The organism is Saccharibacillus brassicae (genome assembly GCF_006542275.1).
Classification (GTDB): Bacteria; Bacillota; Bacilli; order Paenibacillales; family Paenibacillaceae; genus Saccharibacillus; species Saccharibacillus brassicae.
In genome coordinates this window covers 1,072,136-1,097,976 of the sequence record NZ_CP041217.1, presented here as the reverse complement: position 1 = coordinate 1,097,976, position 25,841 = coordinate 1,072,136, and the positions used below count along the sequence as shown (strand labels likewise).

At 61.1% G+C, this 25,841-nt stretch carries 23 protein-coding genes; 17 read left to right on the top strand and 6 right to left on the bottom strand.

Features of this window, described 5'->3' with window-relative positions; all coding sequences use genetic code 11:
- The first annotated feature begins 5 nt into the window (after window positions 1-5).
- The 4 genes from FFV09_RS04435 to FFV09_RS04420 all read left to right on the top strand — a co-directional run bounded on the left by FFV09_RS04435 (window position 6) and on the right by FFV09_RS04420 (window position 3,731).
- Window positions 6-707 (top strand): response regulator transcription factor, encoded by a 702-nt coding sequence (locus tag FFV09_RS04435; protein WP_141446557.1) that lies wholly within the window; start codon window positions 6-8, stop codon window positions 705-707.
- A gap of 205 nt (window positions 708-912) precedes the next feature.
- Window positions 913-1,830 (top strand): hypothetical protein, encoded by a 918-nt coding sequence (locus FFV09_RS04430; RefSeq protein WP_141446556.1) that lies wholly within the window; start codon window positions 913-915, stop codon window positions 1,828-1,830.
- Between the two features lie 12 nt (window positions 1,831-1,842).
- Entirely contained in the window at window positions 1,843-2,568 is a 726-nt protein-coding gene (locus tag FFV09_RS04425) for an ABC transporter ATP-binding protein (protein WP_141446555.1), read from the top strand.
- The gene (locus FFV09_RS04420; RefSeq protein WP_141446554.1) at window positions 2,565-3,731 is read left to right on the top strand and encodes an ABC transporter permease; all 1,167 of its coding nucleotides are present in this window, start codon (window positions 2,565-2,567) and stop codon (window positions 3,729-3,731) included. The genes FFV09_RS04425 and FFV09_RS04420 overlap by 4 nt, the downstream gene beginning before the upstream one ends.
- A 779-nt stretch (window positions 3,732-4,510) precedes the next feature.
- On the opposite strand, the gene FFV09_RS04415 is transcribed toward FFV09_RS04420, so the two are convergent.
- The 3 genes from FFV09_RS04415 to FFV09_RS04405 all read right to left on the bottom strand — a co-directional run bounded on the left by FFV09_RS04415 (window position 4,511) and on the right by FFV09_RS04405 (window position 7,575).
- Window positions 4,511-6,040, bottom strand: a complete 1,530-nt coding sequence (locus tag FFV09_RS04415) for an MFS transporter (protein ID WP_141446553.1) — start codon at window positions 6,038-6,040, stop codon at window positions 4,511-4,513.
- 2 nt (window positions 6,041-6,042) lie between these two features.
- Complete coding sequence (locus tag FFV09_RS04410) at window positions 6,043-6,552, bottom strand: ArsR/SmtB family transcription factor (protein WP_246098467.1); 510 nt, start codon at window positions 6,550-6,552, stop codon at window positions 6,043-6,045.
- A 267-nt stretch (window positions 6,553-6,819) separates the two neighbouring features.
- Window positions 6,820-7,575, bottom strand: a complete 756-nt coding sequence (locus FFV09_RS04405) for a ZIP family metal transporter (RefSeq protein WP_141446552.1) — start codon at window positions 7,573-7,575, stop codon at window positions 6,820-6,822.
- Window positions 7,576-7,785: 210 nt separating this feature from the next.
- On the opposite strand from FFV09_RS04405, the gene FFV09_RS04400 reads away from it, so the two are divergent.
- The 3 genes from FFV09_RS04400 (at window position 7,786) to FFV09_RS04390 (ending at window position 9,988) form a co-directional block, all read left to right on the top strand.
- Entirely contained in the window at window positions 7,786-9,129 is a 1,344-nt protein-coding gene (locus FFV09_RS04400; protein ID WP_141446551.1) for a VWA domain-containing protein, read from the top strand.
- 61 nt (window positions 9,130-9,190) lie between these two features.
- A complete protein-coding gene (locus FFV09_RS04395) occupies window positions 9,191-9,454 on the top strand; it encodes a hypothetical protein (protein ID WP_141446550.1) in 264 nt (87 codons plus the stop codon).
- Between the two features lie 111 nt (window positions 9,455-9,565).
- A complete protein-coding gene (locus tag FFV09_RS04390; RefSeq protein WP_141446549.1) occupies window positions 9,566-9,988 on the top strand; it encodes a hypothetical protein in 423 nt (140 codons plus the stop codon).
- Between the two features lie 227 nt (window positions 9,989-10,215).
- Here FFV09_RS04390 and FFV09_RS04385 read toward each other — a convergent pair whose 3' ends face one another.
- On the bottom strand, window positions 10,216-10,941 hold the full coding sequence (locus FFV09_RS04385; protein ID WP_141446548.1) for a metallophosphoesterase family protein: 726 nt from the start codon (window positions 10,939-10,941) through the stop codon (window positions 10,216-10,218).
- A gap of 199 nt (window positions 10,942-11,140) precedes the next feature.
- On the opposite strand from FFV09_RS04385, the gene FFV09_RS04380 reads away from it, so the two are divergent.
- Window positions 11,141-11,776, top strand: coding sequence for a TetR/AcrR family transcriptional regulator (locus FFV09_RS04380; RefSeq protein ID WP_141446547.1), 636 nt, complete (start codon window positions 11,141-11,143; stop codon window positions 11,774-11,776).
- 13 nt (window positions 11,777-11,789) lie between these two features.
- A complete protein-coding gene (locus FFV09_RS04375; protein ID WP_141446546.1) occupies window positions 11,790-12,305 on the top strand; it encodes a DUF4188 domain-containing protein in 516 nt (171 codons plus the stop codon).
- Between the two features lie 169 nt (window positions 12,306-12,474).
- Here the strand turns inward: FFV09_RS04375 and FFV09_RS04370 are convergent, their stop codons facing one another.
- Window positions 12,475-13,458: an ABC transporter substrate-binding protein gene (locus FFV09_RS04370; RefSeq protein WP_141446545.1), complete on the bottom strand. Its 984-nt coding sequence runs from the start codon at window positions 13,456-13,458 to the stop codon at window positions 12,475-12,477.
- 326 nt (window positions 13,459-13,784) lie between these two features.
- On the opposite strand from FFV09_RS04370, the gene FFV09_RS04365 reads away from it, so the two are divergent.
- The 8 genes from FFV09_RS04365 to FFV09_RS04330 all read left to right on the top strand — a co-directional run bounded on the left by FFV09_RS04365 (window position 13,785) and on the right by FFV09_RS04330 (window position 24,067).
- Window positions 13,785-15,167 carry a sodium-dependent transporter gene (locus FFV09_RS04365; protein WP_141446544.1) on the top strand — a complete coding sequence of 461 codons (1,383 nt, stop codon included), beginning with the start codon at window positions 13,785-13,787 and terminating at the stop codon, window positions 15,165-15,167.
- 201 nt (window positions 15,168-15,368) lie between these two features.
- Entirely contained in the window at window positions 15,369-16,454 is a 1,086-nt protein-coding gene (chvE, locus tag FFV09_RS04360; RefSeq protein ID WP_141450325.1) for a multiple monosaccharide ABC transporter substrate-binding protein, read from the top strand.
- Window positions 16,455-16,473: 19 nt separating this feature from the next.
- Window positions 16,474-18,033, top strand: a complete 1,560-nt coding sequence (gene mmsA, locus FFV09_RS04355) for a multiple monosaccharide ABC transporter ATP-binding protein (protein ID WP_141446543.1) — start codon at window positions 16,474-16,476, stop codon at window positions 18,031-18,033.
- Entirely contained in the window at window positions 18,008-19,171 is a 1,164-nt protein-coding gene (gene mmsB, locus FFV09_RS04350; RefSeq protein ID WP_141446542.1) for a multiple monosaccharide ABC transporter permease, read from the top strand. Before mmsA ends, mmsB begins: the two co-directional genes overlap by 26 nt.
- A 211-nt stretch (window positions 19,172-19,382) precedes the next feature.
- Window positions 19,383-20,393: a substrate-binding domain-containing protein gene (locus FFV09_RS04345; RefSeq protein WP_141446541.1), complete on the top strand. Its 1,011-nt coding sequence runs from the start codon at window positions 19,383-19,385 to the stop codon at window positions 20,391-20,393.
- Window positions 20,394-20,484: 91 nt separating this feature from the next.
- The gene (locus FFV09_RS04340; RefSeq protein ID WP_425472303.1) at window positions 20,485-22,263 is read left to right on the top strand and encodes a cache domain-containing sensor histidine kinase; all 1,779 of its coding nucleotides are present in this window, start codon (window positions 20,485-20,487) and stop codon (window positions 22,261-22,263) included.
- The gene (locus tag FFV09_RS04335) at window positions 22,260-23,489 is read left to right on the top strand and encodes a response regulator (RefSeq protein WP_141446539.1); all 1,230 of its coding nucleotides are present in this window, start codon (window positions 22,260-22,262) and stop codon (window positions 23,487-23,489) included. The genes FFV09_RS04340 and FFV09_RS04335 overlap by 4 nt, the downstream gene beginning before the upstream one ends.
- A 146-nt stretch (window positions 23,490-23,635) precedes the next feature.
- Window positions 23,636-24,067, top strand: a complete 432-nt coding sequence (locus FFV09_RS04330; RefSeq protein WP_141446538.1) for a DUF6526 family protein — start codon at window positions 23,636-23,638, stop codon at window positions 24,065-24,067.
- A 222-nt stretch (window positions 24,068-24,289) separates the two neighbouring features.
- Here FFV09_RS04330 and gdhA read toward each other — a convergent pair whose 3' ends face one another.
- Window positions 24,290-25,666, bottom strand: coding sequence for an NADP-specific glutamate dehydrogenase (gene gdhA, locus FFV09_RS04325; RefSeq protein ID WP_141446537.1), 1,377 nt, complete (start codon window positions 25,664-25,666; stop codon window positions 24,290-24,292).
- Window positions 25,667-25,841 lie beyond the last annotated feature (175 nt).

Sequence of the window (25,841 nt, the reverse complement as noted above, 5' to 3'; positions counted from 1 at the left end):
CAGACATGAAGAACGGCAAAAAGATATTGATCGTCGAAGACGACAGCGCGATCGCGGAGATCGAACGGGATTATCTGGAGATCGACGGATTCGGCGTGGAGCTTGTCGATAACGGCACGGACGGCATTGTGCGCGGAAGCAGCGGGGAGTTTGATTTGATCCTGCTCGACGTGATGCTGCCGGGCGCGGACGGGTTCGCGGTCTGCCGCAAACTGCGCGAGACGATGGATATTCCGATCCTGATGGTGACGGCGCGGCAGGAAGACATCGACAAGATCCGGGGGCTGGGACTTGGGGCGGACGATTATATCGTGAAGCCTTTTTCGCCGGGGGAGCTGGTCGCGCGCGTCAAATCGAACCTCGCCCAGTACGAACGTCTGCGCAGCCGCAGCGCGATGCCCGCGGACGGCGAGCTCAAGGTCGGTCAGATCGCGATCCGCCCGCAGTCGCGGCGCGTCTATGTGCGGGGCGAAGAGCTGACGCTCAAAAACAAAGAGTACGAGCTGCTGCTGTTCATGCTCGAACATGCCGACATGGTGCTGAGCAAAGAGACGCTGTACGAGAAAATCTGGGGCTACGACGCGATCGGCGACAGCGCCACGGTGGCTGTCCATATCAATCGCCTGCGGGAAAAGATCGAAGACAATCCGGGCGATCCGAAAGTGATCCAGACGGTGTGGGGAGCGGGATACCGGTTCAAGGCATAGCCGTCCGTTTGTAGGAAAAGAGTCCGCAGGCGCGTTCGCGCCGGGGCTCTTTTTTTTGGCGGAAACTATTTAAGAACGGTTTAAGGTTTGTTTAGAAAGTTCGCGCAAGCCGTTTATTTCCCCGCGGTACGATAAGGGTGCGACAAGGAAGTCCTTCACCGGACCTCCACCCAGCCATTCAAATCGAAAACGGGGAGAGAATAACATGAAAAAAAGTATGCGCACCAAAACGATCGGCGTCATGGCGGCAGGCATGGTCTTAACGGCAAGTCTCGGAGCGGCGGCTTATGCGAACGGCAATGCGTACGACAATTTCCGCGACGCGGCGATCAAGACGGCGGAGAACGACAACTCGACCCTGACGTCGAATATCGAAATTCGCCAAAACGGAGCGGTGACGGCAAGCGGACGGTTGAACGTGCAGTCGGCGGGCGAAGAAAGCTATTCCTCGGGCCAGTTCAAGATCGGCGGCAAAACGCTTGACGTCGAGCAGTCTACCGAAGACGGCAAAGTGATTCTGCGCAAAGGCAGCGAATATTATTCGCTCGACGCGCAGCCGCAGGACCTGCAGGAGAAGCCGTTCGAATCTTCGCCGAGCGCGGAGCGCCTTATGGAAGCGGCGAGCGACCTGCTGCTGGGCGACATCAAGAAAAGCTTCACCGAAAGCGGCGATACGATCACGCTCGACCTGACGGACGCGCAAATTCCGGAACTCGCGAATCTCGCGATGAACGCGATGCTGGAAGCGGGCGCGCAGCGCGGAGAAGAGGCGTTGGCAGGCGAAGCGCAGTGGCACTCGGATTCGGAGTGGGCGGACTTCGATCAGGCGTCGCTGCTGCCGATCAAATCGGACGGACGGATCGAGCGTGTACGACTGGAAGCTACGCTTGCAAACGGAGCGATCGCAACGTTGAAAGCGACGATCGGCGTATCGGGCCTTGACGCGGACGGCCAGAAAACCGAAGCGGAAGCGTCGATCGACAGCGCGTTCAGCCAAATCGGCAGCACCGTTCCGCAGGATATCGACGTGACGGGCCAGACGGTAAAGCCGCTCGAGCTGCCTGAAGGCGCGGAACACGGACGCTTCGGTCACGGGCCTTTCGGTCCGGACCGTTCCGAATAAGGAGGACTGAACATGACCGTCGTTCGTATCGAAAACCTGACGAAGAAGTATGCCAACCGTCGCGGCGTGGACAATCTGTCGTTTGAAGTGCGGGCCGGGGAGGTGCTCGGCCTGCTGGGCCCGAACGGCAGCGGCAAGACGACCGCGATGAAAGCGATGACCGGGCTGATCCGCCCCGATTCGGGACGAATCGAGCTGCTGGGAATGGACCCGGCCGAACGGCTGCCGGCCATTTTGGAACGGACGGGCTGCATGATCGAGACGCCCGGCCTGTATCCGTACCTGACGGCGGAGCGGAATCTCCGGCTGACCGGCCGCTTCTATCCCGGTTTCGATACGGGCACGGTCGAAGACCTGCTCGACCGGGTCGGCCTGCTGCCGTACCGCCGGGAGAAAGTCCGGCGGTTCTCCGTCGGCATGAAGCAGCGTCTGGCGCTGGCGTGCGCGCTGCTGCCGCGGCCCGACCTGCTCGTACTCGACGAGCCGACGAACGGCATGGACATCGAAGGCACCGCGATGTTCCGCGAACTGCTGCTGCAAGAGCGCGCACGCGGCTGCGCCGTCGTGTTGTCCAGCCATCTGGCGCACGAGATGGAGCAGCTCTGCACGCATGCGGCCGTGCTGCGCGAAGGCGTGCTGGTCGACCGCGCTTCGGTGTCCGAAGCGCTGGACCGGTATGGCAGCCTTGAGCAGTATTACCTGAGCGTGACGCAGGAGAATGGGAGGAATGCGGGATGAGTACGCGAATCGAAAGCGTGGACGGAAGCCGGCCGGCTTCGGGCGGCCCGGTCGGGGCTGCCGAAGCGGGCAGAGCGGACGGGCGGATCGGGGCTGCCGAAGCGGGGAGGGCGGCCGAGCGGATTGGCGCTGCCGAAGCGGGTAGAGCGGCCGGGCGGATTGGCGCTGTCGAAGCGGAGAGAGCGGACGAGCGGATCGGCGCTGCCGAAGCGGGTAGAGCGGCCGAGCGGATTGGCGCTGCCGGAGAGGGCAGAGCGGCCGGACGGATTGGCGCTGCCGAAGCGGGTAGAGCGGCCGAGCGGATCGGGGCTGTCGAAGCGGGTAGAGCGGACGGCCCGGTCGGTGCTGCCGGAGGAAGCGAAGTTTCCATCGTGCCAAGCGCGAACCGCGCCGGGCATGCGGGCAGCGCGGGGCCGACGTTCGGCGCGATGATCGCCCGCTCCGCCGAAGTCGAACTGGGCAAGATTGCGGCCCAGTTCAAGTATCGGGCGCTGCCTCTGCTGATGGCGCTTGCGCCGCTGGCTCTGCTGCTGCTCAACCGCACCGAAGGAAGCTTCATTCGCTTTTCGCCCGAGAATCTGCCGTTCACGCTGCTGTCGCTGGCGGCTTACGTGCTGCTTCCGCTAGTCGCGTGCATGCTCGCGGCGGATCTGTTCGCCGGGGAACGGGAGCGCGGCGAACTGAAAATCCCGCTCACCCGCCCGGTCAGCCGCAGCGCTCTTGCGCTCGGCAAAATCGGCGCCATGCTCGCCTACCAGGCCGGATTGCTGCTGCTCCTGCTGGTGCTGTCGCTGGCGGCGGCGCTGCTGTCCGGCGCCGGATTAAGCGATCTGAACGTGCCGGGCATCGTCGGCGCCTACGTGCTGACGCTGCTGCCCGCAGCCGTCTTGACGGCGTTGGCGGCGTTCGCTTCGACGCTTGCCCGCAGCGCGACTCTCGGTTTCATGCTGGGCGTCGCCCTGATCGCCGTCATGAACGGCGCCGGCCTGCTATTTCCTTCGGCAGCCCCGCTGCTTGCGGCCGATTACGTGACGCTGTACAAAACGGTCATCGGCTCCGGCATCGCCTATGCGCAGCTCGGCCTGGGCGCCGGCATCCTGCTCGGCTGGGGTGCGATATTCACAGCCGCTCAGCTGCTGGCGTTTGACGGACAGGAAGTGTGAGCGAGCGGCTGGGCGAGCGCGAAGGCGGCGCTGCCCGGCGGTGGCAAGCCTAACAAAAAACGTTCCGACCGGCGTCAGCGGTCGGAACGTTTTTTTGGGGTTTTGCCGCGGCGGATCGGTGGGGGGAGCCGGCGGCTGCGGCAGAACCTTGCTCTGGGCAGTGCTGCAGCTTCGGAAGCGCTGCGACCTTCGGTCGTGCCTCGCCCACGGCAGAATCCGAATCTCTGGCAATACCTTATCTTGTGGCAGCGACTGACCGGTGGCGGCGCCACTCCATTCGGCAATGCCTCTCCCCCGGCAGCCCCGCGATCTTAGGCAGCCCCGCCCCTCCAATATGATCGAATGTGATCAAAATGCGCACTTTTTGCCCGTAAATCGAGGGCAAACCAGAAAATGTGATCATTCCGATCACATTTTCCCGCATCCAACGGCTAAATCTCGAATTTTGCCCGAAAATGTGATCATAAAGGCAATATTTATTGGCGAAACTGCGATATAGGCGGAAAATGTGATTAAAAAGCTCACTTTTCAGCTTGCGTTTCTTTTCGCAGCCATGCAGCTTCGTCCCCTTGCGACTCTGCAACTCTGCAACTCTGCAACTCTGCAGCTCCCGGTCCGCAGCTCCGCAATCCTCGAACCTCGCTCAGTCTCGAACCCCGCTCAGTCTCGAACCCTGCTCAGCGTCGATTCCCACTAAGCGTCGAACCCCTCGCAGCGCCCACTCCCGCTCAGCACTTTCCCCCGTCTGCGATCCAGCCGTCCAGCCAGCCTCCAAAAAACTAGTTAAACCGCCGGATATGCGGCGAGCACAGCGCGGTCAGCAGAATGACGATGCCGACGCTTGCGAAGATCGCGATCGTCGGCAGGCCGCCGATCGTATCGGCCAGATGGCCGACGATCAGGTAGCCGACCGGCAGCAGCGCGAACGAGCCGAGCATGTCGAGGCTGGCGACGCGGCCGAAGCTTTCGGCGGGGACGAGTTCCTGCAGGCTGATCTCCCAGATGATCATGAACATCATCATGCCGAAGCCTTCGAGGACCATCGCCATGACGAGTCCCGGCACCCACGTGATGACGGACAGCAGCAGCAGGGCGACGCCGCCGAGCAGCGCGCCGCCGTAGGCGACCAGGCCGCGGCGCTGCCAGTCGCGCTTGGAGCCGAACAGCACGGCGGCCAGAATCGCGCCTACGGCCGTGCCGGCCATCGCGATGCCGTACACGGAAGGCGGCAGTCCGTGATGGACTTTGAACAGCCACGGCACGAGCACGGCCACAATGCCGGTATAGCAAATATTGAGCAGCGAAAAGGCGAGAATCGTAATCCACAGCCACGGCAGTTTGCGCAGCACATGGACGCCTTCCATGAACTCCGCGCCGAAGCCGGACAGCACGGAAGGGGTTCGCGGCGCAGCCGCAGCCGCGTCGCCCGGCGCAACACCGCCGGGGGGTACGACCGTTTCGGCCGGCATACCGCCGCGCAGAGAGGCCGCCGCGTCCGCCGTCTCGCTTCTTCCGGCCGCTCCTTGCCCGTTCGCCGCCGCGCCGCCGTTCGCCGCTTCGTCTGCACGAGGCGCCGCGATTCCTTGCGCCGCCTGCGTGCCGGCTTGTCCGCCGAGCTTGTCCGATCGGGCGCGCCATCCGCCGCCGGAGCGCCCTTTTTGCCGGGCCAGCACCCGGCCGAGCATCAGGAAGCACAGCAGCGAGATGAAATACGTGATGGAATCAAGCGCAAATCCGGCGCCCGGAGACGCGGCGGTGACGAGCATGCCGCCGAGCGCGGGGCCAAGCAGCCGAACGCCCTGGATACTGATCTGGCTCAGCGCGTTGGCGGCGTTGCGGATGTCCGGCGTGAACACTTCGGCGCGCAGGGCGGAGTAGGCAGGGTTGAACACGCCTTCCATCATGCCGTAGAAGACGAGCCCGATATACAGCCGTTCCAGCGTCAGGCTGCCGTTGAAGATCGAGATTGCCGCCAGCAGCATGATGCACAGCCGCGCCGCGTTGCTTAGCATGACGAGCCGCAGCCGATCCGTCTTGTCCACGATCCACCCGGCAAAAGGCAGCGCAATAATGTTCGGCAGCATGTAGCAGGTCATGGCAAGGCCCAGCGCCGTCGACGAATCGGTCAGCGAGTAGACGACGAGCGGCAGGATGAGCACGGAGACGGAGCTGCCCAGCATGGCGATCCATTGACCGAGCCACAGGTAGGTAAAAGCTTTCGATTTGCGAATCGGCGACAGGAAAATCGACAGCCGCGAAGCGTGCGAGTCTGCGCCGTCCGCGGCTTTTTTGCCGGAACCGGTCAGCATGCTCAATCTTCCCCTTTCTCGTCGATTCGCCCGATCCGGATACTGACACCGTATTCCCGGCCGCCTTCGGTATGAAGTTCCCACTTTTCCAACAGCGTCTTGAGTTCTTCCGAGAAGCGTGCCGCTTCTTCGTCCGACAGGTCGAGCCGCGTCGCATGGTATTCGGAAAAAGGAGCGCCGCCCGTCCAGCCTTCGTCGTCTTTTTGCCGAAGTTCGCCTTCGGCCGCTCCGGGAAAATGGAACTGCGAAGCCGGCGCGGCATAATATTTCTCCACGATGCCCGCGACGCTGCGCGTCTCGGCCAGTTCAAGCAGCCCGCCTTCGTACAGCCGCTGGATATGGTAATGGATATTGCCCGGCGTCTGGCGCAGCCGGTCGGCGACCTGCTTCGACGTCATCGCTTCGCGCGACAGCGCGTGCATGATTTTGATCCGCAGGGCGCTTTGCAGCAGTTTGTTCTGTTTGGCGTCGATGATAAGCGAGCCGTTCGGCGTCATCGGTCTGTCCGTCAACGAAATCTCCTCCTTGTCGGAATCGGATCGATGTTGAATCCTGGTGATCTGGAATCAGATCATTCTGGAAACAGATCGATCTGGATTCCAGATCATGACGCTACTATAGCATCGCCTGCGGCCGGTGTAAACAGAAATGAAGGGGTTATAAGAAAAAGCCCGTTACGGATCAAAGATCCGTTAACGGGCCGAACTTCCCTGCCCAAATAGGGGAGGGGATTACGAGAACGTATCAAGCAGGCTTGAACCGGATCTCGTCACCATGTGTTACGAGAACGTATCAAGCAGGATTGCGGTCAGCAGTCCCATCGACGCGATGAAGCCTACGGCCGGGCCGCCTTCTTCGAAAGCTTCCGGCATCATGGTCGAGCACAGCATGGCGATGATGCCGCCGCCGGCGAAAGCGCCGATCGCGGCTTTCATTTCGCCGGAGAGCTGCTCCAGGAACAGGTAGCCGCCCATCGCGGCCAGCGCCGATACGAGCAGGACCGCGCCCCACATGACGAATATCTTTTTGCGCGAATAGCCGTTTTTTTGCAGGCCGACGGTGCTCGACAATCCTTCCGGGATATTGCTGACGAAGATCGAGACGACGAGCACGACGCTGATGCCGTTGCCCGCGATCAGGCTTGCGCCGAGCATGATCGACTCCGGAATGGCGTCCATCACGGTGCCGGCGAAAATGCCGAGGCCGCTCTGGTCGGCTTCGCCGCCGGCGGCTTTTGAACCGGATTCGTCTTTGCCCGAACGTTTGCGGTTCGAGCCGCCGCGCCGGGACACGATCAGGTCGAAGACCGTATACACGAGCGCGCCCGCCGTAAATCCGATGCCCGTCGCCAGCACGCCGCCGTCTTCCAGCGCGTCGCCGAGCAGCTCGAACGCGGCCGCGCCGATCAGCGTGCCGACGCCGAACGCCATGATCCAGCCGATATACCGCTTTTTAATGCGTAAAAACAAAGCCGCCAACGCGCCCAGCACGACGGCCGACGCGGAAATGCCGCCCCATAACAATGCGCTCCACATGCCCAGTTCTCCTCTCGCTTTGTGCTTTTCGGTATGTTTAAAGTGTCTTATGTAAGCACTCCTGCTCGTTCATTAACCTGCCGGGAGGCGGAGCAAACGTTTCGGGCTGTTTCGCAATGGAGAAAAGGCGATGGTATAATTTGGCGTATAGGCAGGCGGAAGCGCCAATGCAGCGCGCCGTGCCAGGCCACATTTTCGGGAGGCGATGCAATGGGAACACCGCAAACGGTTTTGACGACAGGAGCCAACGCTCCGATCGGGCAGACGGACGAACTTCGCGTACGCGTCGAATGGAACGCCGCTCCGGCGGATCTCGACGTCAGCTGTTTCATGGTCGGAGAGAACGGCAAAGTGCCTTCGGACGATTATTTTATTTTTTACAATCAAGACAGCAGTCCGGGCGGGCAGGTACGGTACGAGCGGACGGGGCCCAGCGGCGTCGTCTTCGTTATCCGCACGAACGAGCTGGACGCCGGCCTGATCGCCAAATGCGTCTTTTCCGCGACGCTTGACGGAGCCGGGACGTTTGCCGACGTGACCGGCTGCCGGATCGTGGCGGAAACGGGCAGCGGCGAGATTCTGTACGAGATCCGGGAAGCGACGCAGGAGCGTTCGCTCGTCTTCATGGAACTGTACCGGCACGCGTCGGGATTGAAGCTGCGCGCGATCGGACGGGGCTTCAACGGAGGGCTCAAGCCGCTGGCCGAAGCACACGGCGTCGAGATCGAAGACGAAGAAGCACCCGCGCCGCCGAGCACGCCGAAGCCGCCCGAGAGCGCGCCGGCCGCTTCGTCGCCCGCTCCGTCGACCGCCGCTGCCGGGCTTCCCGCGCAGCCGCCGGCGAAGCCCGAACCGGAGCCGTCGCGGCCGCTCGGCAAGATCGACCTGCTCAAGCGCAAAGTCGGCATCTCGCTGGAGAAGAAAAATATCGCGCACGAAAAAGCCCGCGTAGCCGTCGTGTTCGACGCTTCGGGCTCGATGACGCAGCTGTACAAACAAGGCACCGTCCAGCGTGCGTTCGAACGGATTCTCGCCGTATCTGCCCAAATGGACGACGACGGGATTATGGACGTCTGGTTTTTTGCCAGCAAGATGATGCGGGCGCCGAGCGTGACGGAGTACCAATACGAGAATTACGTGCAGAAGACGTACCCGGGACCGAGCCTGAAGAGCAAGATCGGCTTCGGCAACAACGAGCCCGTCGTCATGGAAGACGTCGTCCGCAAGTACACGGAAGAAGACCCGGACGACCGGACGCCGACCTATATCATCTTTTTTAGCGACGGGGGCATCTACGAGACGAAGAAGATCTCGAAGCTGCTGATCAAACACGCGGACAAGCCGATCTTTTGGCAGTTCGTCGGTCTCGGCAGAGCCAACTTCGGCGTGCTGGAGCAGTTGGACGACCTGCGCGGACGCATCGTCGACAACGCCGATTTTTTCGCGCTCGACGATCTGGACTCGGTCAGCGACGAAGAGTTGTACGACCGGCTGCTGAACGAATTTCCGGGCTGGCTGAAGGAAGTCCGCTCGCGCGGCATTTTGAAAAGCTGAATGCCCAAGCAATCAGGGAATCAGTGAATTAGCGAATCGAAAAACGAAGGAGGACAACAACATGAGTTCGCATCCGGAATCTTCCGTCGAAACGTCTCCGTCTGCGATGACGCTGGGACAATGTCTGAACCTGCTGCACAAAGACCTGGTGCTCGTCGATATGGCCAGCCCGGGCAAGCCGACCCATCCGGTATCGAAGTGGAAAAAGCTGCTTGCGCTGGACGCGCCCGGCTACGAACTGCGTACGATGAGCTTCAACCACGGGCGCACGCAGAAAAAGTCGATCGTGCAGATCGACGGGCCGCGCGCGTGGCACGAGTGGTAAGCGGGTAATAAATGGCGTAAGCGAATTTGTTTGCTGCGCACAGTTGGCCCGAACCGCTGTTTCGATCTGCCATTTCGATCCGTTCGATCCTAGATAGGGGAGGCGACTTATATGATGAGACAAGATATCGGAGAACATCAGGATTTCTATATCGTCCGCGCGTCCGATGCGCCGGAGCCCCAGACCCCGCCCGGCACGCAGCCGGGTTCCGACCCGGAGATTCAGCCGGTCGACCCGCCGGAAGTGACGCCGGGCGAAGTACCCGGCGTGCAGCCGGGAAGCGACCCGGAGATTACGCCGAGCGGTCCGCCGGACGTGCAGCCGGGACAGCCGCCGGAATTCGACCCGGACGACATGCCGGGCGTGCGGCCGCACCAGCCGGAGATCACGCCCCAGGAACCGCCGGGCGTCCAGCCGGGTCAGGCACCGGAGATCCAGCCGGTCGACCCGCCCGACGTCCAGCCGATGCAGCCGCCGGAGATCCAGCCGATCGACCCGCCGGACATGCAGCCGAACCCGCCCAGAGAGTTCTAGGCGGCCGGCTGCCCGATCTATGGCGCCACCGGCGGCGCCAACCGAAACATTCGACAAAAAGCTTCTCTGCCCCGATGGGCGGAGAAGCTTTTTTTGGCCTGTAACGCGCGGCCGACGCCTGCGCCGTCCAAGCCTGCCGTCCGGGCCGCACCCGCCGTCTCACCCGCGGTCCGCGCCGCCTCGCACGCCGCTTCGATTCCCCGGCGGGAACCGAAGCGGCGCTCCGGTTAAGCCGGCGAATCGCTTTTTACATAAAACGTCTGTCCGCTCTGCGTATCGAGCGCGTTGAGCTGGCCGCCGAACACCGCGCCGCCGTCGATGCCGATAATGCGGTTGGCGCCGTAATACAGGTCGTTGTTGTCTTCGTCCCCGTGCAGGCCCCGCGTCGGGGTGTGGCCGAACACGACCGTCTTGCTTCCGTCGTAGCCGCGGTGAAACGGCTCGCGTATCCAGATCAGATCGGACGGATCGGCTTCGGCCGCGGTCAGGCCCGGCGGGATGCCGGCATGCACGAACACGAAATCGTCTGTCTCATAAAAGAGGCCCAGACCGCGCACGAAATCGAGATGTCGCTCCAGCGTCTCCGATCTCAGCTCGGGCCGCCGGTAGTTCGCGCCCAGCTCGACCCGCAGCTCTTTGTCGGAGAAGCCGTAGCTCTCAAGCGTTACGCAGCCGCCGTTGCGCACGATCCAGCGTTTCCAGTCTTCTTCGTCTCCGCCGTCGAGCGCGCGCAGCATCAAATCTTCGTGGTTGCCTTTGAGCGCGATCGCCCCTTCGGCGCACAGGTCGATGACACGGTCAAGCGTCTGCATGGACAGCGGGCCGCGGTCGATATAATCGCCGAGCAGCACCAGTTGGTCGGCAGCCGGATCGTAGCTTATTTGGTGCAGCAGGCGGTCCAGCAGATGCAGTTCGCCGTGGATATCGCTGATGGCCAACGTTCTTTTTGACATGGGAGGAGCCTCTCTTTCGGGGGAGGAGTCGGGATACTAAACTCTCCCCATTCTAGACGTCGTTCCCGCTTCAAGCAAGAACGCGAGCGGCGCAGCGGACAGCACAGCGACACAAGAATAAATTTTGATTGCAATTTAAGTTAACTTGAGTTAACTTATTTACGAGGGTTAACTAAGAGAACGTGCAAGGAGGAGTCATTTGCCGGAACCGAACCATTCACTGCGCGAGATCAAGAAAGCAAGAACGCGCATCAAGCTGTACGAAGCCGGGCTGGACCTGATGCGTACGCGCAAGTTCAGCGAGATCATGGTGGACGACATCTGCCGCGAGGCGGAAACGTCGAAAGTGACTTTTTTTAAATGTTTTCCGCAAAAGGAAGCGCTGCTCGTCTATTTCATGCGAGCGTGGCTGACCGAACGGATGCTGGAGATCGACGACGGCGGCCGGCGCGGCTTCGCTTCGATCCGCCATCTGCTGGCCGGCGTGGCGGACGGATACGAAGCAAGGCCCGGCGTCATGCCGGGATTGATCGCTTTTTTGGCCGAAAAAGATATGCATCCGTGCATGCCCGACCTGAGCGCGGCGGAGATTCACCTGCTGTTTCCCGGCCGGGAAAAGGAGGCGGCGGCGACGCCCGACCTGTCCGATCTGTTCGAACGCTGCATGCTCGAAGCGCGAAGCGACGGGACGCTTGACCCCGATCTGCCGATCGACGAAGCGGTCAAGCTGCTGTGGACGATTTTTTACGGAGCGTTTCTGACGGCGCGCTTGTACGCCTCGGACGATATCCGCGGATTTTACGACCTGCATCTGAGAGTAATGGAACGAGGCTGAGGAGGCGAGCAAGATGGCGAAAGTCATTCCGGGCAGACAGACGGCACGGATCGAAGGACCGTTTGTCGTATTCATTATCGGAACGCGCGTGAACAAATGGTATGCGGTGCACAAATGGCTGCCCGTGCTGCGTTCGATGGGACCGATGATTCAGGAATTGTACAGCAACAAAGAACTGGGTTTTCTTGACGCTTCGGTGTCCCTGACCGGACGCGGCGTCTCCCTTGTCCAATATTGGCGCTCGTATGATCAGTTGGAACAGTATGCCCGCGGCGGCGAACATCATCTCAAAGCGTGGAAAACGTTCAACCGCAAACTGCGCGCGGGCAACGCCGTCGGCATCTACCACGAGACGTACCTGGTCGAGAACGGCGCGCACGAATCGATCTACGTGAACATGCCGCCGACCGGCCTCGGCCGCGCCAGCGAACTGCATCCGGTCGGCGCGGGCGGAGAAACGTCGCGGCAGCGGGCCGGTCTCGGCGGCGCCGGACAGGGCGAACCTTCTGCGGACCTGCCGCCAAGCTGAAGTCAATCTTGACCTGGCAACCTCGACCGGAACGCATCCGCCGTCGATCGGAATTCAAAAAAAAGGAGCGGGGGTGATCCCGCTCCTTTTTGCGTTCCGCGTATGGTTTCGGTCGACCCGCCGTATCGGGTGCATCTGTTCGTTTACGCCTTGCGGTCGATCCATACGTTCATTTTCCGGTCAAAACCCGTTTCACTTCTTCCACCGATTTTTGCTTGATCAAAGGCGCTTCGCTGATGACCCACTGCGGCATTTCGTACACGTGTCCGGCCCGGACCGCTTTGAGGTTTTTCCAAACGGAAGTCTGCTCGATCCGCTTCCGGTTGTCCGCGGCGTCGCGGTCGCCGTCCGCGCCCGGAGCGCCGACTTCCACGAACAGATAATCGGCGTCGTAATCCGGCAGCACTTCCAGCGAGATCGGGACGATGTCTTCGAGCTGCTCGACGCCGCGCGCCGGGGTCAGACCGAGATCGGCATAGAGGACGTCGGACAGCGCCTGCTTCGGCCCGTGCACGCGGACTTCCTTGGGCATGATGCGCACGTACAGAAAAGTCGATCCTGCCGGCACGGCGGCGGCGATCGCCTGCCGGGCCGCTTCGGCCTGCTTGGCGTAGCCGTCCAGCCAAGTCTCGGCCCGATCTTCGCGCCCGAACATGCGGCCGTAAGCCCGAAGCTCTTCTTTCCAGTTCGCCGAAGGCGAATCGGCAATGACGGTCGGCGCGACTGCTTGCAGCTGATCGTACAGATCGGCCTGCGCTTTGCGGCCCAGAATGACGTCGGGAGCGGCCTGCAGCACCGCTTCGACGTTGACTTCGTCGCCGAGCGGCTGCACGCCTTCGAGCGCGGCGGCATCCAGATAAGGCGGCATGACGCCGCCCGGATACGTGACGGTGGCGTAAGGCTTGAGGCCGAGCGCCAGCAGATAATCGGTCAGCCGGTAATCGAGCGAAGCGATGCGCGCCGGCTCGGCCGGAATGGCGCTGTCGCCTTTGAGGTGACGGACGGTGCGGACGGCAGGCTCGGCGGCTTCAGGAGCGGCATCTGCCGTTCCCGCGGTGCCGCTGCCGGACGAGCCGCAGCCCGCGATCAGCAGGGCGCCTCCCAGCAGCAGCGAAGCGGACCGGAATAAGGCGGATCGGAAAATAAAGGGCATAGGTCAAACTCCTTCTACGAAAATGATAATCATTATCATATATAAAACGTACTCACTCGTCAAACCGATCCGATCGCCAAACCGTCCATGCATCCCGATCCGTCCCTAATACTCTTTTACAAAACCTTCAATTCTTACAATATGGATAGGAAATAAGGAATATCAATACGAAATGAAGGGCAATAATCGAACTTTTTTACGCTTTGGCATTGAAAAAAGTCATCGATCGACAAAAAGATGGACAACCTTAGACAGATTCGCTAACATAGGAAAATGCAAAACCGCAGTACAGCGGAACCGAATTAAACTTGGAAAGAGGTAGAGACATGAGCGGGTTGGATAAAAAAACCGGAAAGACCGTCGAAAGACCCGGAGAGGGCGCGGCCGGATTTTCCAAAAACGGATTTATCCTGGCGGCGATCGGCAGTTCCGTCGGCTTGGGCAACATGTGGAAGTTCCCTTACATCACGGGCGAGAACGGGGGCGCCGCCTTCTTCCTGCTGTTCATTCTCTGTCTGGTCGTGGTCGGCCTGCCGATCCTGCTGGCGGAAATGACGATCGGGCGCGGCGGGCGCGGCAACGCGTCGTCGTCGCTGTTCAATCTGACGAACAAGAAGCATTGGAAATGGTTCGGCCTGATCTCGATCATTACCGCTTTCCTCATCATGTCGTATTACAGCGTCGTGGCGGGTTGGACGCTGCATTACATGATCCAGTCGTTCGCCGGCGCGCTGTCGGACGTCAACATGGACTACGCGGGAGCGTTCCTCGGCTTCGCGGGCGGTTACATGCCGATCTTCTGGAGCGCGCTCGTCATGGCCATTACGGGCTTCGTTATCGCCAAGGGCGTATCGGGCGGCATCGAGAAGTTCAACAAGATCCTGATTCCGGGCTTCCTCATCCTGCTGCTGATCATGATGGTCCGCGCGTTGACGCTGCCGGGCGCCATGGAAGGCGCGGAATTTTTCCTCAAGCCCGACTTCTCGAAGCTGAATGAGGAATCCGTGCTGATTGCACTGGGCCACTCGTTCTTCTCGCTTTCGCTCGGCATGGGCTGCATGCTGACGTACGGTTCGTACGTACGCAAAGACCAATCGCTCGGCAAAGCGACGCTCGCGATCGGCGCGGGCGACCTGCTGTACGCGTTCATCGCCGGCCTGGTCATCTTCCCGACCGTATTCGCTTACGGCATGGAGCCTTCGAGCGGCGTCGGCCTCGCGTTCATCGCGCTGCCGGCCGCGTTCGCGCAGATGCCGCTCGGCTTCCTGTTCGGTGGCGTGTTCTTCCTGCTGCTGGCGATCGCCGCGCTGACTTCGGCCGTCTCGATCCTCGAAGTGCCGGTCGCCTACGCGATGGAGCAGTGGAAATGGAGCCGCAAAAAGACGGCGACGATCATGGCGACGCTCGCGTTCCTGCTCGGCGTGCCGTCGGCGCTGTCCGTCGAAGGGGCCGACGGCCCGCTCAGCAACGTGCTCCTGTTCGGCAAAACGATCTTCGACCTGTTCGACTTCTCGACCTCGTACATCCTTATGCCGGTCGGCGGTCTGATCATTACGCTGTTCACAGGCTATGCGTGGAAACGCGCAGGCGAAGAAGCGGGACTTACGGGCGGCATCTACCGTACCTGGATGTTCCTGCTGCGCTACGTCTGCCCGCTGTTGATCATCCTGATCTTCCTGTATTCGGTCGGCGTATTGAAATTCAGCTGATTTCCCTATACCTGGACGTTCCGCTTTGGCGGAACGTCTTTTTTTGTTTGCAGCGACAAAAGTTAAATTTTTATAAAAAACGTTCGGTTTCGTATAAAGACCCTCTTCCCGGGCGGTGCTATGCTAAAACACGTAAACGAAAAGACGGCGCCGACAAATTGGAAGCGCTATCTATAACGGAATGCGGGAGGGAATTCGGTGATGAGAAGAATAACGGCACTTCTGCTCGCGCTGATGCTGACGGTAGTCCTCGGCGGCTGCAATTTGGCGGAAAGCAGCGCAGGAAGCGCGGAGAAAGGGTATATCGGTCTGTCCATGCCGACCAAATCGTCGGAGCGCTGGGTAGCCGACGGCAGCAATATGCGGGAGCTGTTCGAGCGGCAGGGCTACAAGACCGATCTGCAGTACGCGGAAGACGTAGTCGAGAACCAGATCGCGCAGATCGAGAACATGATCACGAAGGGCGTGGACGTTATCGTCATCGCGGCGGTCGACGGCAATACGCTGACGGACGTGATCGGCAAAGCGCATGATCGCGGCATCCGCGTCATCGCCTACGACCGGCTGATCCGCAACACGCCCCATATCAGCTACTATTCCACGTTCGACAACTTCAAGGTCGGCGTGCTGCAGGCGTCTTACATCGAGCAGGCGCTCGGCCTCAAGGAAGGCAAAGGGCCGTTCAATATCGAGCTGTTCGCCGGCTCTCCGGACGACAACAACGCCTACTTTTTCTATGACGGCGCGATGTCGATCCTGCAGCCGTACATCGACTCGGGCAAGCTCGTCGTGCGCAGCAAGCAGACGACGATGGCCCAGATCGCCACGCTGCGCTGGGACGGTTCGCTGGCCCAGTCGCGGATGGACAATCTGCTCAGCGCGTATTACTCCGACGCCCATCTGGACGCGGTGCTCTCGCCGTACGACGGCATCAGCATCGGCATCCTGTCTTCGCTCAAAGGGATCGGATACGGCTCTTCGTCCAATCCGCTGCCGGTCATTACCGGACAGGACGCCGAGCTCGCTTCGATCAAATCGATCGTAGCCGGCGAACAGACGCAGACCGTGTTCAAAGACACCCGGAAGCTGGCGCAGCAGACCGTAAACATGGTGGAAAGCGTGCTCAAGGGCGAAGAAGCGGAAGTGAACGATACCGAATCGTACGACAACGGCGTCAAAGTCGTGCCGGCGTATCTGCTCGATCCGGTCTCGGTCGACAAAAACAACGTGGAACAGGAAATCGTGGAACAGGATTATTATACGAAAGACGAAATCGGCCTCAAATAGCAGAAAGGAGGGTTCGGCCATGTCGGAATATCTTTTGGAAATGCGCGGTATCGTCAAAGCGTTCCCCGGCGTCAAAGCGCTGGACGACGTAAACGTCCGGGTGCGCCCGGGCGAGATCCATTCGCTGTGCGGCGAGAACGGCGCGGGCAAATCGACGCTGATGAAGGTGCTTAGCGGCGTCTATCCGCACGGCAGCTACGAAGGCGATATTTTGTTCGAAGGCCAGACGTGCGAATTCCGGGACATCAAGCAGAGCGAAGAAAAAGGGATCGTGATCATCCACCAGGAGCTGGCGCTCATTCCGTACCTGTCGATCGCGGAAAATATTTTTCTCGGCAACGAACGTTCCAAAAAAGGGATCATCGACTGGAACGAGACGACGGTGCGCACGGTCGAGCTGCTCCGGAAAGTCGGACTGAACGAAAATCCGCACACGCTCGTCGGCAATATCGGCGTCGGCAAGCAGCAGTTGGTCGAGATCGCCAAAGCGCTGTCCAAAAAGGTCAAACTGCTCATTCTGGACGAACCGACCGCGGCGCTCAACGAACACGACAGCGAGAACCTGATGCGGCTGATGCTGGAATTCAAGCGCGAAGGCATGACCTGCATCCTGATCTCGCACAAACTGAACGAGGTGACCCGGGTCTCGGACTCGATTACCATTTTGCGCGACGGCCATACGATCGAGACGATGGACGTCCGCGAAGGAGCGGTGACGGAAGACCGGATCATCAGCGGCATGGTCGGCCGGGACATGACGCAGCGGTATCCCGAACGCAAGCCGGATATCGGCGAAGTGGCGCTCGAAGTCCGCGGCTGGACGGTCTACCACGAACATCACCCGGACCGCAAAGCGCTGGACGATATCAACCTGACGCTGCATCGCGGAGAAATCGTCGGTATCGCCGGACTGATGGGCGCGGGGCGGACCGAACTTGCGATGAGCATTTTCGGCAAAGCGTACGGACGCGGCATTACCGGGCAGCTGATCAAGGACGGGCAGGAGATCCGCAACGATTCGGTCAGCCAGGCGATCCGCAACGGATTTGCCTACGTCACCGAAGACCGCAAAGAGTACGGGTTGATCCTGATGGACGATATCAAGCGCAATATCTCGCTGACGGGTCTCGGCAAGCTGACGAAGCGGGCCGTCGTCAACGAGCAGGAAGAGGTGCTGGTGGCCGAAGACATGCGCAAGCGGATGAATATCAAAACGCCGAGCATCCTGCAAAAAACGGGCAATTTGAGCGGCGGCAACCAGCAGAAAGTCGTGCTCGGCAAATGGATCTTCGCCGGACCGGACATTCTCATTTTGGACGAACCGACAAGAGGGATCGACGTCGGCGCCAAATACGAAATCTATACGATTATCCAGCAGTTGGCCGCGCAGGGCAAAGCGGTGCTCGTCATCTCGTCGGAACTGCCGGAAGTGATCGGGCTCAGCGACCGGATCTACGTCATGAATGCCGGCCGGATTACCGGTGAAGTGAGCCGCGAGAACGCGTCGCAGGAGACGCTGATGAAATATATGACCCATACAGGAGGCGTTAAGCGTGGAAGCGATCACCAAACTGTTTAAAAACAACGTCCGGCAGTACGGCATGATCATTGCCCTGGTCGTCATCATGATTCTGTTTACGGCTTTGACGGGAGGCCTGCTCGTCAAGCCGATCAACATCACCAATCTGATTTTGCAAAACAGCTACATTCTCGTGCTCGCGATCGGCATGGTGCTCGTTATCATCACCGGGCATATCGATTTGTCCGTCGGCTCGGTGGCCGCTTTCGTCGGCGCCCTGTCGGCGATCATGATGGTGGACTGGGGACTGCCGGCCTGGATCGCGGTCATCGCGTCGCTGGCAGCCGGAGCGCTGATCGGCGCCTGGCAGGGATTCTGGGTCGCCTACGTCAAAATCCCCGCCTTTATCGTGACGCTGGCCGGGATGCTGCTGTTCCGCGGCTTGACCATGATCGTGCTGGAAGGCCAGTCGATCTCCCCGTTCCCGGACGGATTCACGAAGATCAGTTCCGGCTTCGTGCCGAACCTGGCCGATACGGCGACGAACCTGGTCGCGATCCTCGCCGGTATCGTCTTCACGGTGCTGTTCATCCTGAACGAGCTGCGCGGACGCCGCGAGCAGGCCCGGTACAAGTTTGAAGTCTCGTCGAACGGGCTGTTCGTGCTCAAGCTTGCGGTCATCGCGATCGTGATCAACGCGTTCACCTTCATGCTGGCCAGCTACGCGGGTATCCCGAACATTCTCGTGCTGCTGTTCGTGCTCGTGCTCGCCTACTCGTTCATGATGAGCAAGACGGTCATGGGCCGCCATATCTACGCGCTCGGCGGTAACGAGAAAGCGGCCGGCCTGTCAGGCGTCAAGACCAAAAAAGTAACGTTTTGGGTATTCGTCAACATGGGCGTATTGGCAGCGGTCAGCGGCCTGATCTTCGCGGCCCGTCTGGACGCGGCGACGCCGAGAGCCGGCACCAACTTCGAGCTGGACGCGATCGCGGCCTGCTTCATCGGAGGCGCTTCGGCCGCGGGCGGCATCGGCACGGTGTTCGGCGCGATCATCGGCGGTCTCGTCATGGGCGTGCTCAATAACGGCATGTCGCTGATCGGGCTCGGCATCGACTGGCAGCAGGGGATCAAAGGTCTGGTGCTGCTGCTTGCGGTCGCGTTCGACATTTACAACAAAAACAAAAGAGTCGCGTAACGCCCGGATCTTCGGCGCGATCACATGACCCGGCCGTCCAGCCGTATCCGCCCCGCGGCTTTGCCGCAGGCGCGGATACGGCTTCGCCGCGCTTTGGCGTTTATGCTCGGAAGACCCTTTTTTTCGCTCCGGGATTTGGATACACTTAGCCTAAACGGACAGCGGCACAGGCCGCATGCGCCGATGCACAGAAGAAGGAGGACGGCGGCCCGTGAAAAAAACGGCTCTGCTATATGCGCTGCTGATCGCGGCTTTTCTGGCTTATGCCGCGCAGCATCTCTACATGAACAAAATCGACGAGCGTTCGTTCCGTCCGGACGAACTGCGGGGCGAGCTCGGCGAAAATTACGTCATGGTCACTTTTTTGTCGGGCATGGAATATTGGAAAAGCTGTCTCAAAGGATTCGAAGACGCGGCCGAAGCGCTGAACGTGTCGATCGAATACCGGGGCGCCACGCAGTACGATGCCCGGGAGCAGATCACCGTGCTGGAGCAGATCATCGCCAAAAAGCCCGCGGGTATCGCGATCTCGGCGCTTGATCCGAATTCGCTCACCGAAGCGATCGACAAAGCGGTGGACGCCGGCATTCCCGTCGTGCTGTTCGATTCCGGGGCGCCGGGGAGCGCCGCGTATTCGTTTCTCGGCACGGACAATTACGCGGCGGGCAGGGCGGCGGCGGACCGGATGGCCGAGCTGGTCGGCGGGCAGGGCGAAGTGGCGGTCATCACCGTTCCTTCCCAGCAGAACCATGTGGAACGCACGCGCGGATTTCGCGAGACGATCGAACGGTCGTACCCCGGCATGAAGGTGGTCGCGGTCGAAGACGACAGGGGCGATGCGATGGAAGCGCGCGAACTTACCGAGGAGCTGCTGCGCAAGCATCCGGATCTGGCCGGCGTATTCGTGACCGAAGCGGCCGGAGGCAAAGGCGCCGGGCAGGCCGCCGCCGAGCTAGAGCGCAAGCGGCCGCTGCGGGTCATCGCGTTCGATACCGACAAAGACACGCTCGACATGATCCGCGAAGGCAGCATCTCGGCGACGATCGCGCAGGGCACGTGGAACATGGGCTACTGGTCGCTCCAGTACCTGTTCCATCTGCATCATGATTTGACGATTCCTTCGCCGGCTTCCGCCGGGGACGTATCGCCGCTGCCGGTCGAAGTGAATACCGGCATTTCGATCGTGACGTCGGATAACGTGGACGATTATTATGCCCAGTGAACGCCGCAGATCGTCCAAGTCCGTTCTCGCGCAGAGGATCAGCCGCCTGCAGCCGCCGCGTCTGCAGGATCTGCGCCTGCGCTACCAGCTCATGATCCTGTTTCTGCTGATCAGCCTGCTGCCGTCGATCGGCCTCGGCTACCTCGTGAACTGGACCGTCAGCCGGGTGCTGGAGACGCAGGCCGTCGACCATACGCTTCAGCTGATCGGCAAAGTGAACCAGACGCTGGACAACGATATGGAAAATTTGCAAAACATGACGTATCTGATCGGCTTCGACGAACAGGTGCGGTCGTTTATGCAGGAAGGTGCCGTGTCCGATACGCAGACGTACCGGCTTAAGCAGTATTTGCAGCGCTATACGACGCTCTACCCGGAAATCGCGGGACTGCTGATCGTCGGCCGGGATGGCGCGTACGTCAGCAACGAATTGTACGCCCGCACGCCGAAGAACCTGACCGAAGAAGGCTGGTACAAGCAGGCGGTGGACAGCGAAGGGCTGTTCCAGGTGATGGGGCAGCCGGTCGGGCGGAATCTCACTTCGCACGTCAATTACCGCGACGACGAAGTCGTGACGGTCGTGCGCGCGGTCGTCGATCCCGACACGGAGCAGGCGATCGGCGCGGTGCTGATCGATCTGAAGCTGTGGACCGTGTCCAAAGCGGCGCGGGACGTCAAGCTTGGCCGAACCGGTTATTTGACCGTGGTCGACCGAAACGGCAAAGACGTCTACGCCCCCGGCGATCCTTACGTGGACCGGCTGCCGTCTTCGTGGTTCGAAGGCGGAGAGACCGGCGCGGTCACGCAAACGGTGGACGGCCGGGAGCTGCAGCTGATCTATGCCGAATCTTCGTTTACGGGCTGGCGCACGGTAGGCGTATTCCTGAAGCGGGAATCGGTCTACGAAGTGAGCCAGATCCATTTCTACGTCATGTGCTTCCTGTTCCTCGTCTGCCTGCTCGGTCTGACCGCCGCGCTGCGGCTGTCGGCTTCGATCTCCGATCCGATCCGCGCGCTGATGGCGTCCATGCGCAGAGCCGAATCCGGCGATCTGTCTGTCCCGCCGTACAGCGGGCAGCGCGGCGACGAAGTCGGTATGCTGGGCCGCAGCTTCGACCATATGCTGATCCGGCTGCGGCAGCAGATCGGACTCGTCGAGCGCAAGGAACGGCAGAAGAGAGAAGCGGAACTGCGCAGTCTGCAGGACAATATCAAGCCGCATTTTCTGTATAACACGCTGGACACGATCCACTGGATGGCACGCAAAAAAAACGCCGGCGAAGTGTCCGAGATGGTCGAGTCGCTGTCCAAGCTGTTCCGGATCGGACTGAGCAAAGGCGGCGACGTTATTCCGCTGACGGACGAGATCGAGCATATCCGCAGTTATTTGCTGATCCAGCAGACCCGGTACGCCGGCCGGCTGTCGGTCGAGATCGAAGCCGATCCCCGCGCGGACGAATGGTTCGTCCTGAAGCTGCTGCTTCAGCCGCTCGTGGAGAACGCGATTTACCACGGTATCAAAGCGCGCCGGGGGCCGGGCCGGATCCGTATCCGGATCGCGGCCGAGTCCGGCGCGCTGCACCTGGAAGTGACGGACGACGGAGCGGGCATGGAGCCGCAGCGGCTCGCGGAGCTGCGGGCGAAGTTGGAGCATCCGCTGGAAGCGCTGGAGCGGCAGGCGTCGGAACGCGAGCGCAGCGGCCGCAGTTACGGCATGCTGAACGTGCAGGCCCGGCTGAAGCTCGCGTTCGGCGAGCGGTACGGCATCCGGATCGGAAGCTCGGCGGGCGAAGGCACGACCGTGACGGTCGTGCATCCGCTGCTGCTGGAGCCGCCCCCGATCCAAAGCGACGAGGAGGAGACAGGATGAAAGAATCGAAATATCGGGTGCTGATCGCGGACGACGAGCCGATTATCCGCGAAGGGCTGCGCGAAGCGGTGGATTGGGCGCAGCTCGGCATGGAAGTGGCCGGCGAAGCGGAAGACGGGGAAGAAGCGCTTGAGCTTGCGCTGCGCCTGAACGTGCATCTCGTGCTGGTCGACATGAACATGCCGTTCCTGAACGGCATCGCGCTGATGCGCCGGCTGCGCGAGCAGCTGCCGGACTGCCGGTTCGTGATCATTACCGGGCACGACGAATTCGATTACGCCCGCGAAGGCATCCGGCTCGGCGTCGAGGATTATATGCTCAAGCCCGTCAATCCCGACCTGCTGCAGGGCATTTTGCGGCGGGTCAAGGAAAGTCTCGACAACCAGGCGAAGCAGGCCGGTTATTTGAAGCTGGCTTCCGAACAGATTCGCCGGAATATTCCGCTGCTCAAAGCCCGGTTCGGCCAGGAATGGGCGGAAGGGCGGCTCGGCGAGGAAGAGATCGAAGAACGGCTCGCTTTCCTGGAGCTGCCTTCGGCAAGCCCCGCGCAGCTGTGCGTCGTCCGCTGGGCCGAGCGGGAATCGGCGCAGTCGATGCTGCGCGAAAGCGACCGGCAGCTGTACGCGTTCGCGATCGAGAATATCGCGTCCGAGCTGGCCGGAGACCGCCGGAACCTGCTTGTGCGGGACTCGGCGGGCCTGCTGCTGCTGTTTCTGTGGGATGCGGCCGAAGACGACCTGGCGGCGTCGATCGAGCGCAGCGTCCGGCGATTTCTCAAAATCGCCGTCAACGCGCATGCGCAGCCGCTGCGGGGCGGCGCGTCAAGCGTCCCCGACGCCTACCGGCAGTGCCGGGACGCCGTGTACAAAGACGCCCAGCTGTCGCCGCTCGTGCGCCGCGCGCGGGAATATCTGGGCGACTGCTACGGAGATCCGGAGCTGACGCTGGAATCGGCTGCCCGCGCGCTTCAGGTGTCGCCCGTCTATCTGAGCCGCATTTTGAAAAAAGAACTCGGCGATTCGTTCGTGGCGCTGCTCACCCATACGCGTATCCGCAAATCGATCGAGCTGCTGAACGCGACCGAACTGTCGATCTGCGAGATTGCGCAGCGCAGCGGTTACGACAGCCAGCATTACTTCAGCACCTCGTTCAAAAAGGTGATCGGCGTCTCGCCGAACCAATATCGGCGGGGAGCCGCTTTCCCCGATCAGCCGGCGAATCGCTGAACGCGCGCAGCGATTGCAGGGCAGGCTCCGGGCTAGGCACAGCCGGTATAGGGCTCGCATGGTTGCGAATCGTGCCGGGCGTGTAATAGAACTTAGCGGCCGGGCATGCAGCCCGGCCGGAAAGCCTGGAGAAAAGAGGGAAAAAGATGGAACAGCCCAAAAAATTCAGCGTGCGCTTCGATTGGCCTTATCATTTCGTGACCCTGCCGCTTGCGCTTGCCGTCTTGATCGCTTCAATTGTAAATCTGACACGCGTGTCCGGCGAAGGCGGAGCGACGCTGCCCGCATGGATCCTCGTCGTGACCGGAGTCTGCCTGATCTTCGCGGCGAGCCGTATCCGCGTCTATGCCACCAAAACGCAGGACCGGATCGTCCGGGTCGAGGAAGGCTTCCGGTATTACCGCCTGACCGGACGCGAGATCGACCGCCGGCTGAGCCTCGCGCAGGTGATCGCGCTGCGCAACGCCGGCGACAAGGAATTCCCGGCGCTCTGCTCCCGCGCGGCCGAAGAGAATTGGGACGCCAAGCGAATCCGCTCGGCGATCAAGGCATTCCGGCCCGACACGATGCGGATCTGAAGCGCAATCCGTCTCCAAGACCGCCGGGCGCAGAAGCCGAATGGGCAGGCCCGGCGGCGAGAAGATAAGTTTGAAAAGCGGAACCGGGCGTCATCGGCTCCGCTATCGAAGCACAGGGAAAAGCGGCTCTCCGCCTTGGAGAGCCGCTTTAATCTTTTTGCCGGCAGAGCGGGGCTTCCGACACGCTGTAGAGCGGTCCAAATCCGCCTGCCGTGCGGCTTTTTAGACGACGCCCTGCGCGATCATCGCGTCGGCCACTTTGAGGAAGCCGGCGATATTGGCGCCGACGACAAGATTGCCCGGGTAGCCGTATTCTTCGGCCGCCCGCATACAGTCGGCGTGAATCCGTTCCATGATCCGGTGCAGCTGCGTATCGACTTCTTCGAACGTCCACGAGACGCGCGCGCTGTTCTGCGCCATTTCCAGCGCCGATACCGCCACGCCGCCGGCATTTGCCGCTTTGGCGGGGCCGAACAGGACGCCGGCCTGCAGGAAACGTTCGATCGCGCCGAGCGTCGACGGCATGTTGGCGCCTTCGCCGACCGCTTTGACGCCGCCTTCGATCAAGCGCTCCGCCGCTTCGACATCGATTTCGTTTTGCGTGGCGCACGGCAGCGCGATATCGCAGGCAAGGCTCCAGATGCCTTCGCAGCCTTCCGTATATACGGCATGCGGATGGGCCGCGACGTATTCGGAGATGCGCCCGCGTCCCGCTTCCTTGATCCGTTTGATCGCCGCCAGGTCCAGTCCGTCGGGATCATGGATATAGCCGGAGGAGTCGCTGCACGCGATGACCGTCGCGCCGAGCGACTGCGCTTTTTCGATCGCGTAGATGGACACGTTGCCCGAACCGGACACGACGACGCGGCTGCCCGCGAAGCCGAGGCCGGCGCTGGCTAGCATCTCCTGCACGAAGTAGACGCAGCCGTAGCCGGTCGCTTCGGTGCGGGCCAGACTGCCGCCGTACAGCGGGTTTTTGCCCGTCAGCACGCCCGCTTCGCTTGCGCCGCGAATCCGTTTGTACTGGCCGTACATATAGCCGATTTCGCGCGCGCCGACACCGATATCCCCGGCCGGCACGTCGGTATCCGGGCCGATATGGCGGTACAGCTCGGTCATGAAGCTCTGCGTGAAACGCATGACTTCCAGATCCGATTTGCCTTTTGGATCGAAGTCGGAACCGCCTTTGCCGCCGCCGATCGGTTGGCCGGTCAGCGAATTTTTGAGCACCTGCTCGAATCCGAGAAACTTGATAATGCTCGCGTTGACCGACGGATGGAAGCGCAGGCCGCCTTTGTACGGGCCGATCGCGCTGTTGAACTGGACACGGAAGCCGCGGTTGACCTGCACGCGTCCGGAATCGTCTACCCACGGCACGCGGAAAGCGATCAGCCGCTCCGGTTCGGACAAGCGTTCCAGCAGGCCGTGTTCGCGGTAGCGGGGATGCTTGGCAAATACGGGCACGAGGGAATCGAAAATTTCGCGCACGGCCTGATGGAATTCCTCTTCGTGCGGGTTGCGCTTGACGACGGTATCAAAAACGTGTTCGACATAAGCCTTCGCTTCGGTATGGGCGGTCTCGCTATAGGTTTCGATCATGGGTACACGCTCCTTTTGCGTAATGGGTCGGGCTTTTTCGGGATACCGGGGACAAGCGTTAATCGGATAAAGGCACAGGTTGAAAAGAACGCCGACAAACGGCCGCCGGGCCGTTTGTCGGCGGAGGTGAATCGGACTATAACAATTCTCTTCGCAGTTCTGCAAAGTGAATTGG

Bases quoted from the DNA above. Each gene is read 5' to 3' on its own strand.
- FFV09_RS04330 (WP_141446538.1), top strand. From the start codon at position 23,636: ATGGAACAGCCCAAAAAATTCAGCGTGCGCTTCGATTGGCCTTATCAT.
- FFV09_RS04430 (WP_141446556.1), top strand. From the start codon at position 913: ATGAAAAAAAGTATGCGCACCAAAACGATCGGCGTCATGGCGGCAGGC.
- gdhA (WP_141446537.1), bottom strand. From the start codon at position 25,666: ATGATCGAAACCTATAGCGAGACCGCCCATACCGAAGCGAAGGCTTAT.
- FFV09_RS04415 (WP_141446553.1), bottom strand. From the start codon at position 6,040: ATGCTGACCGGTTCCGGCAAAAAAGCCGCGGACGGCGCAGACTCGCAC.
- FFV09_RS04365 (WP_141446544.1), top strand. From the start codon at position 13,785: ATGAGCGGGTTGGATAAAAAAACCGGAAAGACCGTCGAAAGACCCGGA.
- FFV09_RS04425 (WP_141446555.1), top strand. From the start codon at position 1,843: ATGACCGTCGTTCGTATCGAAAACCTGACGAAGAAGTATGCCAACCGT.
- FFV09_RS04370 (WP_141446545.1), bottom strand. From the start codon at position 13,458: ATGCCCTTTATTTTCCGATCCGCCTTATTCCGGTCCGCTTCGCTGCTG.
- mmsA (WP_141446543.1), top strand. From the start codon at position 16,474: ATGTCGGAATATCTTTTGGAAATGCGCGGTATCGTCAAAGCGTTCCCC.
- FFV09_RS04385 (WP_141446548.1), bottom strand. From the start codon at position 10,941: ATGTCAAAAAGAACGTTGGCCATCAGCGATATCCACGGCGAACTGCAT.
- FFV09_RS04390 (WP_141446549.1), top strand. From the start codon at position 9,566: ATGATGAGACAAGATATCGGAGAACATCAGGATTTCTATATCGTCCGC.
- FFV09_RS04340 (WP_425472303.1), top strand. From the start codon at position 20,485: ATGATCCTGTTTCTGCTGATCAGCCTGCTGCCGTCGATCGGCCTCGGC.
- FFV09_RS04420 (WP_141446554.1), top strand. From the start codon at position 2,565: ATGAGTACGCGAATCGAAAGCGTGGACGGAAGCCGGCCGGCTTCGGGC.
- FFV09_RS04405 (WP_141446552.1), bottom strand. From the start codon at position 7,575: ATGTGGAGCGCATTGTTATGGGGCGGCATTTCCGCGTCGGCCGTCGTG.
- FFV09_RS04395 (WP_141446550.1), top strand. From the start codon at position 9,191: ATGAGTTCGCATCCGGAATCTTCCGTCGAAACGTCTCCGTCTGCGATG.
- FFV09_RS04435 (WP_141446557.1), top strand. From the start codon at position 6: ATGAAGAACGGCAAAAAGATATTGATCGTCGAAGACGACAGCGCGATC.
- FFV09_RS04400 (WP_141446551.1), top strand. From the start codon at position 7,786: ATGGGAACACCGCAAACGGTTTTGACGACAGGAGCCAACGCTCCGATC.
- FFV09_RS04375 (WP_141446546.1), top strand. From the start codon at position 11,790: ATGGCGAAAGTCATTCCGGGCAGACAGACGGCACGGATCGAAGGACCG.
- chvE (WP_141450325.1), top strand. From the start codon at position 15,369: ATGAGAAGAATAACGGCACTTCTGCTCGCGCTGATGCTGACGGTAGTC.
- FFV09_RS04335 (WP_141446539.1), top strand. From the start codon at position 22,260: ATGAAAGAATCGAAATATCGGGTGCTGATCGCGGACGACGAGCCGATT.